The sequence below is a fragment of the Sphingosinicella sp. genome, from assembly GCF_013911755.1.
Lineage (GTDB): Bacteria > Pseudomonadota > Alphaproteobacteria > Sphingomonadales > Sphingomonadaceae > Sphingosinicella.
In genome coordinates, this window is sequence record NZ_JACESP010000024.1 from 1 (window position 1) to 15,764 (window position 15,764).

The 15,764-nt window shown below is 67.1% G+C and carries 16 protein-coding genes; 4 read left to right on the top strand and 12 right to left on the bottom strand.

Annotated elements, in window-relative coordinates; all coding sequences use genetic code 11:
• Positions 1–68: 68 nt before the first annotated feature.
• From H2052_RS14780 to gluQRS, 9 genes are all read right to left on the bottom strand, one after another.
• Positions 69–1,247: a YcaO-like family protein gene (locus H2052_RS14780; RefSeq protein ID WP_293783213.1), complete on the bottom strand. Its 1,179-nt coding sequence runs from the start codon at positions 1,245–1,247 to the stop codon at positions 69–71.
• 19 nt (positions 1,248–1,266) lie between these two features.
• Positions 1,267–1,539: a hypothetical protein gene (locus H2052_RS14785; RefSeq protein ID WP_293783216.1), complete on the bottom strand. Its 273-nt coding sequence runs from the start codon at positions 1,537–1,539 to the stop codon at positions 1,267–1,269.
• Between the two features lie 84 nt (positions 1,540–1,623).
• Positions 1,624–1,854: a hypothetical protein gene (locus tag H2052_RS14790; RefSeq protein WP_293783219.1), complete on the bottom strand. Its 231-nt coding sequence runs from the start codon at positions 1,852–1,854 to the stop codon at positions 1,624–1,626.
• A 193-nt stretch (positions 1,855–2,047) separates the two neighbouring features.
• A complete protein-coding gene (gene egtD / locus H2052_RS14795; protein ID WP_293783222.1) occupies positions 2,048–3,010 on the bottom strand; it encodes an L-histidine N(alpha)-methyltransferase in 963 nt (320 codons plus the stop codon).
• Between the two features lie 13 nt (positions 3,011–3,023).
• On the bottom strand, positions 3,024–4,214 hold the full coding sequence (egtB, locus tag H2052_RS14800) for an ergothioneine biosynthesis protein EgtB (protein ID WP_293783225.1): 1,191 nt from the start codon (positions 4,212–4,214) through the stop codon (positions 3,024–3,026).
• A gap of 29 nt (positions 4,215–4,243) precedes the next feature.
• The gene (locus H2052_RS14805; RefSeq protein ID WP_293783227.1) at positions 4,244–4,804 is read right to left on the bottom strand and encodes a cob(I)yrinic acid a,c-diamide adenosyltransferase; all 561 of its coding nucleotides are present in this window, start codon (positions 4,802–4,804) and stop codon (positions 4,244–4,246) included.
• A 4-nt stretch (positions 4,805–4,808) separates the two neighbouring features.
• Positions 4,809–5,012, bottom strand: coding sequence for a twin transmembrane helix small protein (locus H2052_RS14810; protein WP_293783230.1), 204 nt, complete (start codon positions 5,010–5,012; stop codon positions 4,809–4,811).
• A gap of 70 nt (positions 5,013–5,082) precedes the next feature.
• Positions 5,083–6,024 carry a DUF481 domain-containing protein gene (locus H2052_RS14815; protein ID WP_293783234.1) on the bottom strand — a complete coding sequence of 314 codons (942 nt, stop codon included), beginning with the start codon at positions 6,022–6,024 and terminating at the stop codon, positions 5,083–5,085.
• Positions 6,025–6,082: 58 nt separating this feature from the next.
• On the bottom strand, positions 6,083–6,904 hold the full coding sequence (gene gluQRS, locus H2052_RS14820; protein ID WP_293783354.1) for a tRNA glutamyl-Q(34) synthetase GluQRS: 822 nt from the start codon (positions 6,902–6,904) through the stop codon (positions 6,083–6,085).
• 196 nt (positions 6,905–7,100) lie between these two features.
• Between gluQRS and H2052_RS14825 the strand changes: the two genes are divergently transcribed.
• Together H2052_RS14825 and ppc are read left to right on the top strand one after the other, a co-directional pair.
• Positions 7,101–7,679, top strand: coding sequence for an HNH endonuclease (locus tag H2052_RS14825; RefSeq protein WP_293783237.1), 579 nt, complete (start codon positions 7,101–7,103; stop codon positions 7,677–7,679).
• A 47-nt stretch (positions 7,680–7,726) separates the two neighbouring features.
• Complete coding sequence (gene ppc, locus H2052_RS14830) at positions 7,727–10,426, top strand: phosphoenolpyruvate carboxylase (protein WP_293783240.1); 2,700 nt, start codon at positions 7,727–7,729, stop codon at positions 10,424–10,426.
• 14 nt (positions 10,427–10,440) lie between these two features.
• Here the strand turns inward: ppc and dapE are convergent, their stop codons facing one another.
• A complete protein-coding gene (gene dapE, locus H2052_RS14835; RefSeq protein ID WP_293783242.1) occupies positions 10,441–11,577 on the bottom strand; it encodes a succinyl-diaminopimelate desuccinylase in 1,137 nt (378 codons plus the stop codon).
• Between the two features lie 41 nt (positions 11,578–11,618).
• Between dapE and H2052_RS14840 the strand changes: the two genes are divergently transcribed.
• Together H2052_RS14840 and H2052_RS14845 are read left to right on the top strand one after the other, a co-directional pair.
• Positions 11,619–12,071 (top strand): cupin domain-containing protein, encoded by a 453-nt coding sequence (locus H2052_RS14840; RefSeq protein ID WP_293783245.1) that lies wholly within the window; start codon positions 11,619–11,621, stop codon positions 12,069–12,071.
• Entirely contained in the window at positions 12,068–12,643 is a 576-nt protein-coding gene (locus tag H2052_RS14845) for a GNAT family N-acetyltransferase (RefSeq protein ID WP_293783248.1), read from the top strand. Before H2052_RS14840 ends, H2052_RS14845 begins: the two co-directional genes overlap by 4 nt.
• On the opposite strand, the gene H2052_RS14850 is transcribed toward H2052_RS14845, so the two are convergent.
• The gene (locus H2052_RS14850; protein ID WP_293783251.1) at positions 12,627–13,397 is read right to left on the bottom strand and encodes an alpha/beta hydrolase; all 771 of its coding nucleotides are present in this window, start codon (positions 13,395–13,397) and stop codon (positions 12,627–12,629) included. The genes H2052_RS14845 and H2052_RS14850 overlap by 17 nt on opposite strands.
• 34 nt (positions 13,398–13,431) lie before the next feature.
• Positions 13,432–15,693 (bottom strand): NADP-dependent malic enzyme, encoded by a 2,262-nt coding sequence (locus H2052_RS14855; RefSeq protein WP_293783254.1) that lies wholly within the window; start codon positions 15,691–15,693, stop codon positions 13,432–13,434.
• Between the last annotated feature and the right edge of the window lie 71 nt (positions 15,694–15,764).

Sequence of the window (15,764 nt, forward strand, 5' to 3'; positions counted from 1 at the left end):
GGGGAAGTATATGATGTTGTCGGCGGCGGGGCGGTTTTCGGGGGGGAGCGTCGGGCCGATGTAGACGCTTAGAGGCATTGTTCGGCGCCCAGCAGACCCGGCATCCAGAGCCGCACGACGCTGACGCCGGGTAGTGAGAGGTCGCATCGCAGCATGTTTCGCACGCCGTCTTCCGCAAGGCCCGTGCAGAGCGCCGGTAAGGACGGGCGCGCGTAATAGGCATCGCGCACGCGGCGCCAGTCCGTGCTTTGACCGGTCGGCGCCCCGAGCGCGCGGCGGCCGGCCTGCGTGGGCTCTTCGGGCGTGATATCGTCGCGCGCGCCGCTGATGATGGTGAGGCGCGACTGCGCCGCCTCCGCAAAGGCGCGGAACAGCGCGTCGTCGGGATCGGGGCGGCAGGCGGCGCCGAGAAACGAGGGCGCATAGCCCGGATCGTCGAGACGGCACATCACCACGGGCAGCCGGCCGACGCCTTCGACGATGTAGACGGCAATGGCGATGCCGAGATCCGCGAGATGATCGACCAGCGCGTGGAACCACGGGGCTTCGATCGTTTCTGGATCGACGCGCGCGCGGGCCTGCCCGGCCATGCCGCTTTTCAGCCAATACGCCTGCGCGTCGCGTTCGATGCGTTCGAAGAGCGCCGCGCGCGTGGCGTCCTCAAGGCTTGCCCCCGCACCGAGGCCGAGGCTCGACCGCGCGAACGGGCTGTCGCCGTCGAAGGTGAAATCCACCGAAACCGTGTCGAAGGGAACGAAGACGCGGCCGCCTTCGGGGAAGCGTTCGGCCGCGTACCAGCGGATCGGCGCGTCCGGCCACTGCGTGCGGCTCGGCCGCACCTCGCCATAATCGAGGAAGCGAGGCAGACGCGCCTCTTCGGGAAGATCGTCAAAACGGCAGAAAGGCCCGTCCGCCTGCACCGACTCCGCGCAGGCCCCCTCGATTGCTTCCATCGCTGCGGAAATGCGCGCATCGGCCTCGCAGCGCCCCTTGCCCTGATGCACGGCGAGAGACCGGCTCATCGGCCGCACCGCCTGAAACACCGGCAGACCGATGCGGTCGAGGTGCGTCACCTCGCCGATCCGGGTGACGCCCGCCCACTCGAGCGCCGGGCCAAGGCGTGCCAGCATTTCGGCGGCATCGACCTGCCGCCAGCGGTCCGAGGGCGGTACCAGCGTCAGCCATTCGGGAAGCAATCGGTCATGACCATCCGCTCGCCGCCGGGCTCCGGCAGCGTCACCGTTCATCACGAACCGGCTGCCCGCTTTACCTGCCGCCGCCCCAGGTCTGCTGGAAGGCCATGACGTTGTTGGACTTCGGCAGCTTCACGGCCTCGACAGAATCCCCGGCCTTCTTCGCAGCCTCGAAGATGCGGACGAGGTTTTCGACGTCGCTCTTTTCCTGCGCGGTCGTCGCCTTCGCGAGTTCGTAGGTCGCGACCGACTGGGTGACGTAATACGTCTCGCCATCCTTGATGATGAAGGTCGGGTCACTGGAGCCGCCGAGCTCAACGCGCGTGATCGTCGGGGGAATGCTCATGGGTTCTGCCTCCTGCCTGATGGATTCAGTCCGCATTGCCTACGTCCGGCCGCGGAAAAGCGCCAGAGACAAAGAGGGTGAAGATCATATTTCGAGGAGGTTGGCAAAGGGCGCGTCCTCCTCCCCTGCACACTTCCCGATCCGGATTCTGCTCGGACGGTGCTCGCCGACGAAGGTTTGTTTCGCCGCATCGGCACCCGCAAGCATCGCGGGCGCGCCCTGCATGTGGACGGCGCGACTGGCGGGCGCGGTGGCGTTGAACGCGGCGGCGGCGAGCGCGGCGGTAATAAGGACGCGCTTGAGATCGGACGGCATGGTTTCGTGCTTTCGAATGAAATTCCGTGCCGGCAGCGGCTGCGACCACCACCACCGACACGTGCTCATCTAGGCCACCAGCGTCAGCGGCCGCGCGAACGCTCCGTCAGATCATCGTCAAATCGGGGCGGTGTACGGGGATTCGCCCATGCCGGGCTGGATCGAATCCCCACCATACCCAGTGAAATGAGCGTCAGGGCTCCATTTCGTCCGCGCCGCCGCGCCAAAGATGCAGGCTGAACAGGCCGCGCGCGTCCATCCAGTAGCGGACTGGTCGCCACCCGGCGGCGCGGGCGAGCAGGCGCGCCTCCTCGATCGTGTACTTGTGGCTGTTTTCGGTGTGGATCGTCTCGCCCTCACGGAGGCTGAATGTTTCGCCGACCGCATGAAAGCGGACGTCGCGCGTCGCGGCGAGGTGCATTTCGATGCGCCCCAGATCGTCGTTCCACAGTGCGCGGTGTTCGAAGGCATCCAGCGGGATATCGCCGCCGAGTTCGCGATTGATGCGCGCCAGCAGGTTGAGGTTGAACGCGGCGGTGACGCCTGCTGAATCGTCATATGCCGCCTCGATCAGGCGCGGGTTCTTGCGCAGATCGATGCCGATGGCGAGCCACGGCGCCTCTCCGAGCGTGGCACGGAACGCGCGCAGCAGGTCAACGGCGGCGGCATGGGTGAGGTTGCCGATCGTCGAGCCGGGGAAGAAGCCGATCATCGGGCGGTCCCGGGCGGCGTGCGGCAGCATGATCGGTTTCGTGAAGTCGGCCGCCACCGGCAGGATATCGAGGCCGGGCAGCACCTGCTCCAGCCGCGCCGCCGCATCGCGCAGGAAGCCCGCGGAAATGTCGATGGGCACATAAGCGGCGGCGCGCACCGCCTCCACGAAGATCGGTGTTTTCGTCGATGATCCGGATCCGAATTCCACGACGACCTTGCCCGCACCCGCGATCCATCCGATTTCATCGGCGTGCGCGTCCAGAAGCCCGGTTTCGGTGCGGGTCGGGTAATATTCGGGAAGCGTGGTGATCGCTTCGAAAAGCTCCGAACCGCGCCGATCATAAAGGTAGCGCGCCGGAATCACCTTGCGGGTCTGCGACAGGCCCCGCACCACGGCATCCGCGAAATCGTCTTTCACCAGGTCTTCTGTTGCTGACGTCATGACGTGTCCGTTCCTAAATGTCCTTCGCCAGCCGCACGCCGGTGAATTGCCAGCGCTGGTGGGGATAGAAGAAGTTGCGGTAGGTGGGGCGGGCATGGCCTTCGGGTGTCGCGCACGACGAGCCCCGCAGGATGAACTGCCCGCACATGAACTTGCCGTTATACTCGCCCACAGCGCCGGCCGCCGGACGGAAGCCGGGGTAGGCGGCGTAGGCGCTCTGGGTCCATTGCCAGCAGGTGCCGAACAGCTGCGAAAGCGCCGCGTTTTCGGCCATCGCTTCCCATTCCGCCTCGCGCGGCAGACGCGCGCCGGCCCAGCGCGCGAAGGCATCCGCTTCGAAGTAACTGACATGCGTTGCCGGTGCCGCGGGATCGACTGCCTGCCGCCCCGCGAGCGTGATCGTGGACCAGCCGCCGTCCTCGCGCCGCCAGTAAAGTGGTGCCGTGACGTCATTCTGCTCGGCCCATGCCCACCCGTCCGAAAGCCAGAGTGTCGGCATGCGGTAGCCGCCATCGTCGATGAACGCGGCCCATTCGGCGTTCGTTACCAGCCGCGATCCGAGCGCGAAGGGTTGCAGCAGTTCGGGGTGGCGGGGGGTTTCGCAGTCGAACGCGAAGCTGTCTCCGGCGTGGCCGATGGAAACGATGCCGCCGGGATGCGCCAGCCAATCATGGGCATCGGCGTTCAACGCAGGGAAGGGCGCGTCCTCCGCATAAACGGGCGCGAAGGGGTTTTCCGAAAACAGGTGCAAGATGTCGGTCAGCAGCAGTTCCTGATGCTGTTGCTCGTGGTGGCAACCGAGTGTGATCAGCGTCCGCGCGGAGTCCGGCAGATCATCGATCGCGCGGTCGAGCGCAGCATCGACGTGAGCGCGCCAGGCGAGGATTTCGGCGAGCGCCGGCCGCGTCAGCATCCCGCGCCGGTCGCGGCGAAGGCGCGGCCCGGCGGCTTCGTAATAGCTGTTGAACAGGAAGCCGTATGCCGGATCGAACACGCTGTAGCCCGGCACATGCGGGGCAAGCACGAAGGTTTCGAAGAACCATGTCGTGTGCGCGAGGTGCCATTTCGCCGGGCTCGCATCGGGCATCGACTGCGCGCTCGCATCCGTGTCCGAAAGCGGCGCGACGAGATCAACGCTGTGTCGCCGAATCTTTGAAAGGAACCGGCGGAGCGCGGCGTGCGCGCAAATCGTTTGTGAAGCCATGCGTCCTCCCTGTTCGGGAAGGGCCGCGTTCAGCCTTCCCGGTTGGCGCCCGGAACCCAGAGCACGTCGGCCCTGCCCTTGTCGTTGCAGTGACGTGCCATGACAAACAAATGATCCGACAATCGGTTCAAATATTTGATGGGCAGCTCGCCGATCGCATCGGTCTCGTTCGCCTCCACGGCGATTCGCTCGGCGCGGCGAACGACCGTGCGGGCGACGTGAAGCTGGGCCGCAAGCGCGGATCCGCCGGGCAGGATGAAGCTGGTGAGGGGTTCCAGATCAACGTTCATCGCGTCGATTTCGCGCTCCAGCCGGTCAACCTGCGCCTGCGTGACGCGGAGCGCGCCCGTGATCTCTCCGGGCGTCGCGAGGTCGGCGCCGAGATCGAACAGGTCGTTCTGGATGCGCGCGAGCATTGCATCGTCCGCGCCTTCGGCATGGAGCCGCGCGACACCGATCGCGCTGTTCGCCTCGTCGGCGGTGCCGTAGGCGGCGACGCGCGCGTCGTGCTTGGCGCGGCGGCTGCCGTCGACAAGGCCCGTCGTGCCGTCGTCGCCGGTGCGCGTGTAGATCTTGTTGAGCTTGACCATGAAATCAGCCGCCGTTCCGGGTCATCATGATAAGGATGATGACAAGGATGACGGTAATCCCCTGCAGCAGCACGCGGTAGCTCATCAGCTTGTTCGACTGCTGGCCGGTGATGTCCTTTCCGCGCGCCATCACGATGATGCCGCGCACGAGCACGGCGGCGGTCGCAAGCGCTCCGATAACGATGAGGGCAATGACGAGTCCGGTCATGAGGCAAGAGTAATACGGGTTTCGGCGCCCATGTCACGCCGCAGCGTGCCGGCGATCAGAATTTGTAGAATCAGAATTTGTAGACGAGGCTGGCGCGCGTCACCGTGTCGGTCTTCACCTTGTCGTCGGGCGGATCGGTTTCGTGCTTCACGTCGAACGATAGCCGCGTCGAGAGATTGCCGATGAGCTTGGTGGTGAGCGCGCTGTTCGCGAACAGCGTGTCGTTGCCGTCACCGACGACGAAGCCGGCTTCCTCGGTGAAGATCAGGTCGCCGACCACGGTCCAGCGGAGATTCGTCCTGCCGCGCACACTGAGCTCGTTCCGGTTGCGATCCGCATCCGGCTCCAGCTCGTCGAAGACGGAGCGCGTCTGGCGGAGCGCCGGGCCGCCTTCGAAGGCAAGCCGGACCCGCGGCCTTTCCGCAGCGATCCAGCCGAAACCGGCGGATTCGGTGAAACGACGGTTGAAGCCGGCGAAGCGGTCACTTTCCCAGCCGACGAAACCGAACGTGTAGAAACGCGGGCTGAAACGGTGGTCGGCCTGATAGGACGCGCCATAGCGTTCGCGCGTGCGCTCGCCGTCCGATTCCTGGAAATCGGCTTCGGCGAAGATCCGGTGACGCCACGTGAGGCCCTGTTTCACCAGATCGATCTTGCCGGAAGCGCCGCGCTCGTCGGTGTTGCCGCTGGTGAGGGTCGCGCCGAGCGCGGCCTCGCCCTCCCAGCCGTTGGTGAAGCCCTGCGTGGCGAGCGCCTGACGGCGTTGCTTTTCGGCTTCATGCGCGGCGCGGATTTCCGAAACCATCGCATCGATCTCGGCCATCGCCTGCGGCTGCGTTCGCCGTGCGAGTGCGGCAATGGTATCGAGCTGGCCGGGCTCGGCGGCGCGGATCATCTCTGCAACGGGCGCGGGAAGAACGCCTTCCGCGGACCGCTGTTCTGTCGGCGGCGTCTGGGAGAGCACCGCGGCGGATGCAAGGCAAATGGGAGCGGCGAGCGCGATACGCCACACGTGTCGATCTCCTTGTTTCTCGCCCCCCGGCGCGCACCGCCTAACAAAACTTGCCGCGTCAGGCAAAACCGAGTTGATGCTTTATCGCCTCTGGCGGGACGCCCCGTGCGCGAAGTTCGGCGAGCGTTTCGGCACGGTCGCGTTTGGCGAGGCGTTTGCCGTCCGGGCCGGTGAGCAGCGCGTGGTGGTGGTAATGTGGCGTCGGCAGGCCGAGCAGCGCCTGCAGCAGCCGGTGGATATGCGTCGCCGCAAACAGATCCTCGCCGCGCACGACGTCGGTGATGCCCTGCAGTGCATCGTCGACGGTGACGGAGAGGTGATAGCTGGTGCCGGCGTCCTTGCGCGCGATCACCACATCGCCCTCGACCTCGGGCGCTGCCGCGATCTCGCCGCGTGCAGCGTCTTGCCATGAAAGCGGCCCGGCAAGGGCGGCGGCGCGGGCGATGTCGATGCGCCATGCGTGCGGTTCCGCCATGCGCCGCGCGCGCGTTTCCGCGTCCAGCGCGCGGCAGGTGCCGGGGTAGAGCGGCTGCGCGCCGTGCGGGGCGCTTGCGGCTGCGGCGATGTCGGCGCGCGTGCAGAAGCACGGATACACCACGCTGAGCGCCTTCAGCCGTGCAAGCGCCGCGGCATAATCGTCCATGTGTTCGGACTGGCGGCGCACCGGCATTTCCCATGCAAGGCCGAGCCAGGCGAGATCTTCGAAAATGCCGTCCGTGAATTCGGGGCGGCAGCGGCCGGTGTCGATATCCTCGATGCGCAGCAGGAAACGGCCGCCGTGCGCGGCGGCGAAGCGGAACGCCGTGAGCGCCGAGAAGGCGTGGCCGAGATGCAGGCGCCCCGTGGGGCTCGGCGCGAAGCGTGTGACGACCGTTATGATGGACTCCCCGAAATTCTTGGCGCAGTCTGCACAAAGCGCATTGACCTCACCCCAGATCAAGTGGTGTCATAGCGGCGACACACAATACGCTGTATGGTGCGTGCAGTAAGGTTACGGACGGCCGGTGCGGCCGCCTTGCGTGCGACAGGGTACGGGTAGCGCCCCGGCAGTCCGCGAAAAAGCGGACTGGGGCTCAATGTATACGACCGAACTTCTTGATACGCGTGTGGTTTCGCCGGAAAGTTGCCCGGCGCTGGTGCTGAACGCCGATTATACGCCGCTCTCTTATTATCCGCTCAGCCTGTGGTCGTGGCAGACCGCGATCAAGGCGGCATTCCTCGACCGGGTTTCGGTGGTCGCCGAATACGACCGCGTGGTGCACAGCCCGCGCTTCGCGATGCGGCTGCCTTCGGTGATCGCGCTTCGGGATTATGTGAAACCGTCGTCGCACCCCGCGTTCACGCGCTTCAACCTGTTCCTGCGCGACCGGTTCAGCTGCCAGTATTGCGGCGGGCGGCACGATCTCACCTTCGATCATGTCGTGCCGCGCGCATACGGCGGGCGCACGACGTGGGCGAATGTCACCACCGCGTGCGCGCCCTGCAACCTGCGCAAGGGCGGGCGTACCCCGGCGGAGGCGCACATGGCGCTGCGCTCGGCGCCGCGCCAGCCGACTGCGCACGAACTGCAGGTGAACGGCCGGGCCTTCCCGCCGCACCACCTCCACGAAACGTGGCGCGATTACCTCTATTGGGACTCCGAACTCGAGGCGTAGGCCTTCTGCTGTTGCGGTGCAGCATCGGCGCGAATAGCCTTGTCGGCATGAGCCCTGTTCCGCATCGCCAGCCCGCCACGCTTTCCGACCGCGACGAGGTGCGCCACCTCGGGCGCCTGCTCGGTGACGTCATCCGCGATTTCGACGGCAAGGCCGCGTTCGACACGATCGAGGCGCTGCGGCAGGCTTCGGTCGCGGTGCACCGCGACGACGGGCCGGAACGACGCGCGGAGCTGGCGCGGCTGCTCGCAGGGCTCAGCCTCGACGACGCGGTGCGCTTCATTCGCGGCTTCCTGAACTTCTCGCTGCTCGCGAACATCGCCGAAGACCGGCAGGCGGCGACCGTGCCGGAGGGGTCCGAAACGCGGCCCGAACGCCTGGAAGGCGCGCTCGCCGAACTCGCGCGCCACGGCATCGCGCCGGGGGAAGTCGCCGCGACGCTCGCGGGCGCGCTGATCTCGCCCGTGCTCACGGCGCACCCGACCGAGGTGCGGCGCAAGAGCGTGATCGACCGGGAAAGCGCCATCGCCGAACTCGTCGCGAACCGGCCGTCGGCGGGTGATAAACGGGCGGTGGACGCGGAGCTTTACCGCCAGATCGCGCTGCTTTGGCAGACGCGCCCGCTGCGTGCGGTGCGCCTGCTCGTCGTCGATGAAATCGCGAACGCGCTCAGCGTCATGCGCGAAAGCCTGCTGCCGGTGCTGCCCGCGCTGCACCGCCGCGCCGAAGCGCTGATGGGCGCGGCGGTCGGCAGCTTTCTGAAGCCGGGAAGCTGGATCGGCGGCGACCGCGACGGCAACCCGTTCGTGACCGCCGAAACGCTGCGGACCGCGCTCGCGGGGCAGGCGCGCGCCGTGCTGCAATATTATCTGGACGAAGTGCACCGATTGGGTGCCGAGCTTTCGATCAGCGCCTCGATCGCGGGCATCACGCCGGACCTTGCCGCGCTTGCCGACGAAAGCGGCGACGAATCCCCACACCGGCAGGATGAGCCCTATCGCCGCGCGCTTTCGGGCATCTACGCGCGGCTCGCGGAGACCCATGCGGAGCGGACCGGCAGCCGCGCGCCGCGCGCCTCCGCGCTGATCGCGGAGAGCTATCCGGGACCGGACGCACTGATCGCCGACCTTGAGGTGGTGCGCGCGAGCCTTGTCGCGCACGGCGGGGAGCGGCTGGTCGGCAACCGCCTTGACGATCTGATCCGTGCGGCACGCATTTTCGGGTTCCACCTCGCCTCGCTCGACATGCGGCAGAACAGCGGCGTCCACCGCGCCGTGGTTGCCGAATTGCTGCGGGAGGCGGGCGTCTGCGACGATTACGATGCGCTGAGCACAGAGGCGCGCACCGCGCTGCTGCGCCGCGAGCTCGCGCACCGGCGTCTTCTCGCCAGTCCGTTCGCGGACTATTCGGAAACGACCCGAAGCGAACTCGCCATCCTGCGCGCCGCAGCCGACGCGCACGCGCGCTACGGCCCTGCGTCGGTCCGCAACTACCTGATCTCGCATTCGACGTGCGTCGCCGACCTGTTCGAGGTGTACCTGCTTTTGAAGGAGGTCGGCCTCTACCGCCCCGGCGACGTGCCCGCATGTGACGTCATGGTCTCGCCGCTGTTCGAGACGATCGAGGATCTCGAAGCCGCGCCCGCGGTGATGCGCGACTTCCTCGCGATGCCGGAGGCGCAGGCGCTCGCCGAAGCGCGCGGCGGCGTGCAGGAAGTGATGATCGGCTATTCGGACAGCAACAAGGACGGCGGTTATCTCACGTCGAGCTGGGCGCTCTTCGAGGCCTCGCGCGCGCTGGCCGCCGTGTTCGCCGAGGCGGGCGTGCGGCTGCAACTCTTCCACGGACGCGGCGGCACGGTCGGGCGCGGCGGCGGCTCGGCGTTCGCGGGCATCCGCGCGCAGCCGCCGGGTACGGTCGGCGCACGCATCCGCATCACGGAGCAGGGCGAAGTGATCGCCTCCAAATACGGCACGCCCGCGCTCGCCGCGCTCAGCCTGGAGACGATGACGTCAGCGACGCTGCTCGCGACGCTGGCGCCGCCCGAAACCGATCCCGCCGATCTCGCGCGCTTCCGCACCGCGATGGAGACGCTGAGCGGCACGGCGCGCTCGGCGTATCGCGGGCTCGTTTACGAGACGCCCGGTTTCAACACTTACTTTCGCGCCGCAACGCCGGTGGGCGAAATCGCCGAACTCAAGATCGGATCACGGCCCTCGTCGCGCACGAAGTCCGACCGGATCGAGGATCTGCGCGCGATCCCGTGGGTTTTCAGCTGGTCGCAGTCGCGCGTGATGCTTCCCGGCTGGTACGGTGTCGGCGCGGCGCTCGCCGGGTTCGAGGACAAGGGGCTACTGCGCGCGATGAATGCCGAGTGGCCGTTCTTCGCGGCGACGCTTTCGAACATGGCGATGGTGCTCGCGAAATCCGACATCGATATCGCTGCGCTTTACAGCGATCTCGTGGAGGATGAGGCGCTGCGGACGAAGGTATTCGGCGCGATCAGCGCGGGCTGGCACCGCACGTGCGACGCGCTGCTGGAAATCACCGGGGAGTCCGACGTGCTCGGTGACGATCCGGTGCTCGCCCGCCGCATCCGCATGCGGCTGCCGTATATCGAACCGCTGAATGCGCTGCAGGTGGAACTCATCCGCCGCTACCGGCGCGGCGAGACGGACGCCCGTGTGCGCGAGGGTATCCACCTCACGATCAACGGCATCGCGGCGGGGCTTCGGAACAGCGGGTAGAGTGGGCACCGCCCTTACGTGAAATACGCCTGTAAGATGCGCCCGTAGATGCGCGTGAGCGCATGGAGATCGTCCACTGCAACATGCTCGTCGGTCTTGTGCATCGACTGGCCGGGCAGGCCGAACTCGACGACCGGGCACAGGCGCCGGATGAAGCGCGCGTCGGATGTGCCGCCGCTGGTCGAAAATTCGGTTTCGATCCCCGCTTCGGCGCGGATCGCATCGGCGAGAAGCGCGCTGAATTCGCCGGGCTCGGTGAGGAACGCCTCGCCCGAAATCTTCGCCTCGACGCTGGCGCCGGCAGTCTCGCGCGCGGCGACCGTCTCGATCCACTGGACCAGCTCCGCGCCGGTGTGCTCGTCGTTGAAGCGGATGTTGAGCCGCGCTTCCGCATGCGCCGGGATCACGTTCGTCGCCGGGTTGCCGACGGTCATGTCGGTGATTTCGAGGTTCGACGGATCGAACCACGCATTGCCGGTATCGAGTTCGCGCGCCTGCAGCGCGTGGAGAATGTTGACGAGGTGGCGGACGGGATTGTCGGCCATGTGCGGATAGGCGACGTGTCCCTGCGCGCCGGCCACGCGAATCCACACGTTCACCGAACCGCGCCGTCCGATCTTCACCATGTCGCCGAGCCGGTGGCGGCTGGTGGGTTCACCGACGAGGCAGTGATCGGGGACGTTGCCGGTCGCCTCCATCCAGTCCAGCAGCGGCTTGGTGCCGAACGTGGCCGGGCCTTCCTCGTCGCCAGTGATAATGAGGCTGAGCGAGCCCACAGCGGGAATATTCCCGGCTGCCGCCGCGACGAACGCGGCGATGGCGCCCTTCATGTCGGCGGCGCCGCGCCCGACGAGTTGGCCGTTTCGCACCTCGGCGGCGAACGGTTCGACGGACCAGCCGTCGCGATTGCCCACGGGCACGACATCGGTGTGCCCGGCGAAGGCGAAATGGGGGGCGCCGCTGCCGATGCGCGCGAAGAGGTTGTGCACGGGGCCATCGGGTGCCTCGCCCCACACGTGACGCCACACCCTGAAGCCGATCGCCTCCAGCGCTTCGGCGAGTACCGCCTGCGCGCCCTCGTCGCGCGGGGTGATGCTGGGGCAGTGGATGAGCGCGCGGGCAAGCGCGAGCGGGTCGATGGCAGCAGACATGAGAGGTGCTTATAATGGCGCTGCCAGGTTAAGGAAGCGCCATGCCCAAACTCGATCTCGATACGATTCCGGAAGTCTGCCGCACCGGCTATCCCGCCCCCTACAATGCCGATGTCGCGGGGCGTCATTATCGCCGCCTCACCGGTCCGGGCGGGCTTACCGACTTCGGCGTCAATCTCTGCCGTCTCGAACCCGGCGCGTGGTCGAGCCAGCGCCACTGGCACAGCAAGGAAGACGAGTTCGCCATTCTGATTTCGGGTGAGGCCGTGCTGGTGACGAACGCGGGCGAGACCGTGATGCGCCCCGGCGACTGCGCGGCGTTTCCGAAGAACGACGGCGATGCGCACCATTTCGTGAACCGATCGAATGCAGACGCGGTGCTGCTCGTCGTCGGCAGCAACGTTCCGGACGATACGTGCACCTATCCCGATATCGACATGCACCTGCCGCGGAATGACGGCCCGTTTACGCGCAAGGACGGCAGCGCGTTTTGATCGCCGACGCACGCGATGCCGATGCGGCAGGCGCGATCATTGCGCGCGCGTTCGATGACGACCCGGTCAACCGCTGGGTGTTCGGCGCGCGGCCCATGGCGCCGACATTCACGGCGCTTGCACGCCACCTCTATCTGGCGCGGGGTTTCGGACACGTCGCCGGCGGCGATGGGGCGACGCTCTGGCTGATGGATGCGCGCGACAAGGATGCGGGGCTGATCGCCACGCTGAAGGTCGCAGCGGTGCTCGGCCGGAGCGCAGGGTTCGCCGCGATGCGACGCGGGCTCGCGCTCGATGCCGTGTTCAGCAAGGCGCATCCGCCGGAGCCGCACGCTTTCCTGTTCGCGGTCGGCGTCGTGCCGGAGGCGCAGGGCAAAGGGCTTGGCGGCGCGCTGATTCGGGCGGGCCTCGCACGCATCGATGCCGCCGGCCTGCCCTGCTATCTCGAAAGCACGAAGGAGCGGAACCTGCCGCTTTACCGACACTTCGGGTTTCAGGACCTGCCCATGCTCGCTCCACCGCCCGGCTGTCCGCCGGTCTGGCCGATGTGGCGCGCTAGCCGAACTGCCTGAGGAAGCTGTCCATCTCCGCCGCGACCTTGTCGCGGACGGGATCGTGGAACAGCCAGTGACCTGCGCCCATGATCTCGCGGTAGTCGGTGTGGCCGGTGAGCGCGCGTGCCGTCGCGCGGGCGACGGCGATGGGGGTGATGCGGTCGCGGTCTCCGACGACCACCAGCGCGGGCATCGAAAGCCTGCCGTAGTCCACCCGCGTCGCGCGCGTCTTGTCGGCCCACGGCATCGACATCTGGAAGAGCACGCGGCCCGAATCCCACACCAGCTTTGCGATTTCCGCGCTGGCGACATCAAAGGGCACTTCGTTGAATATGCCCCAGCGCGCGCGCTCGGCGTCGATCTTCGTCGGCTGCTTCCACCACTGGCGCTTGACCGCGATGCCGAACACGGTGCGCAGCGGCGCGAGCGAAATGCTCTGCGTTTCGGCGGTCGGTCCCGGCGACAGCAGGATGAGGCCGCGCGCGCCGGTGGCCTCCGCGACCTTCTGCGCAAGCATACCGCCCATCGAATGGCCCACGATCACCGGGCTTTCGGGCAGCGTGCGCACGACGGCGGCGACGGCGTCGACATAGTCCTGCACGCCGATGGTGGCGAGAATGGGCGACGGCGGCTCGGCGGGATCGACGTCGTGATAGGGCAGCGCGGGCACATGGACGTCATGTCCGGCGGCGCGATAGCGATCCGCGAACCAGTCCCACACATGCGGCGTCGACCACATGCCGTGGATGAAGAGAAGCGGCGGCTTGCTCATGGACGGGCCCTCCGGTTCGCCGAACAGGGGCAGGTTAGTCGACAACGCCGCTTGCCGCCAGCACCGACATCGTTACGAGGTCGCTCGTCGTGGAGGTCATCGGTACGATCTGCACCGGTTTCGACATGCCCATCAGCAGCGGCCCAAACACGCGGCCGCCGCCGAGTTCCTTCAGCAGCTTTGCCGAAATGTTCGCCGAATGCAGCCCCGGCATGATCAGCACGTTGGCGGGGCCGGTGAGGCGGCTGAACGGATAGAGCTTCGCCATGTCGCGGTTGAGGGCCACGTCGGCCGACATCTCGCCTTCATATTCGAAACCGACGCGGCGGTCGTCGAGCACGGCGACGGCTTCGCGCAGCACGTTGGTGATGTCGCCCGGCGGATTGCCGAAGTTCGAATAAGAGAGGAAGGCGACGCGCGGCGTCTTGCCCATGCGGCGGGCGACGCTCGCGGTCTGCTCGGCGATGTCGGCAAGCTGCTCGGCGGTCGGGCGCTCGTTCACCGTCGTGTCGGCGATGAGGAAGCTGTCGGAGCGGCCGACGATGAGGTGGATGCCGAAGGGCACGTGGCGCGGCGCGGGATCGATCACCTGCTGCACCTGGCTCAGCGTCTGGCTGAAATGGCGCGTCACGCCGGTGACGAGCACGTCGCCGTGGCCGAGCGCGACGAGGAGCGCGCCGAAGATGTTGCGGTCCTGGTTCACCATGCGCTGCGCATCGCGGTAGAGCACGCCCTTGCGCTGCAGGCGGCGATAGAGATGCTCGGCCATGCCGGGCACCAGCGGGCTGATGCGGCTGTTGTGGATTTCGAAGGTGGCGGCGTCGTCGACACCGAGTTTGCGCAGCCCGTCCTTCACGCGGTCGTCGCGGCCGACGAGCACGGGGATGCCGTAGCCGGCGTTCTTGATCGTGATCGCGGCGCGCAGAACGGTCTCTTCCTCGCCCTCGGCGAAGACAATGCGCTTCGGGTTCGCTTTCGCGGCATCGTAGCTGTTCGAAAGCACGGCGGTCGTCGGGTTCAGGCGGGCGCGAAGCTCGGTGCGGTACGCCTCCTCGTCGATGATCGGGCGCTGCGCGACGCCCGTGCGCATCGCGGCGCGGGCGACGGCGAGCGGGATCGCCTCAATGAGGCGCGGGTCGAACGGGGCGGGGATGATGTATTCGGGGCCGAACACCGGCTGCTTGCCGTAGGCGACGGCAACCTCGTCGGGCACCGTTTCGCGTGCGAGATCGGCAAGCGCTTCGGCGGCCGCGATCTTCATCTCCTCGTTGATCGTCGTCGCGCGCACGTCGAGCGCGCCGCGGAAGATGTAGGGGAAGCCCAGGACGTTGTTGACCTGGTTCGGATAGTCCGAGCGGCCCGTCGCGATGATCGCGTCGGAGCGGACGGCGTGCGCGTCTTCGGGCAGGATTTCGGGAACGGGGTTCGCCATCGCGAAGATGATCGGATTGGGCGCCATCGCCTTCACCATCTCGGGGCTGAGCGCGCCTGCGGCGGAGAGGCCGAGGAACACGTCCGCGCCCTGCATGGCATCCATCAGCGTGCGCTCGTCGGTCTCGATCGCGTAGGCGGATTTCCACTGGTTGAGATTGGTGCGGTCCTTGTGGATCACGCCTTCGCGGTCGCACATGCGCACATGGTTGCGCGGCATCCCCATCGCGATGATGAGCTCGGCGCAGGCGATGGCGGCGGCGCCGGCGCCGTTCACCACCATCTTCACGTCCTTGATCGACTTGCCGGTGATCCGGAGCGCGTTGATGAGGCCCGCGGCGGAGATGATCGCGGTGCCGTGCTGGTCGTCGTGGAACACCGGGATGTTCATCATCTCTCGCAGGCGGCTTTCGATGATGAAGCAGTCGGGGGAGGCGATGTCTTCAAGGTTGATGCCGCCGAAGCTCGGCTCCATCAGCGATATGGCGCTCACCAGCGCGTCGACGTCCTCGCTCGCAAGCTCGATATCGATCGCGTCGACGTCGGCGAAGCGCTTGAAGAGGACGGCCTTGCCTTCCATCACCGGCTTCGAAGCAAGCGCGCCGAGGTTGCCGAGGCCGAGGATGGCGGTGCCGTTGGAGATGACGGCGACGAGGTTGCCCTTGGCGGTGTAGTCGTAGGCGAGCACGGGGTCGGCGGCGATCGCCTCCACGGGCACGGCGACGCCCGGCGAATAGGCGAGGCTGAGGTCGCGCTGGGTGGCCATCGGCTTCGATGAGATGATCTCGATCTTGCCCGGGCGGCCCTGCGAATGGAATTGCAGGGCCTCCTGATCGCTGAACTTGATCGAACTGCCTTTTGACAAATGTTTTCTCCACCAAGGCGCCTGAGATCGCTATTAGCGTCCGCATGTGCGCCGACGCCAGTCCCCAATCC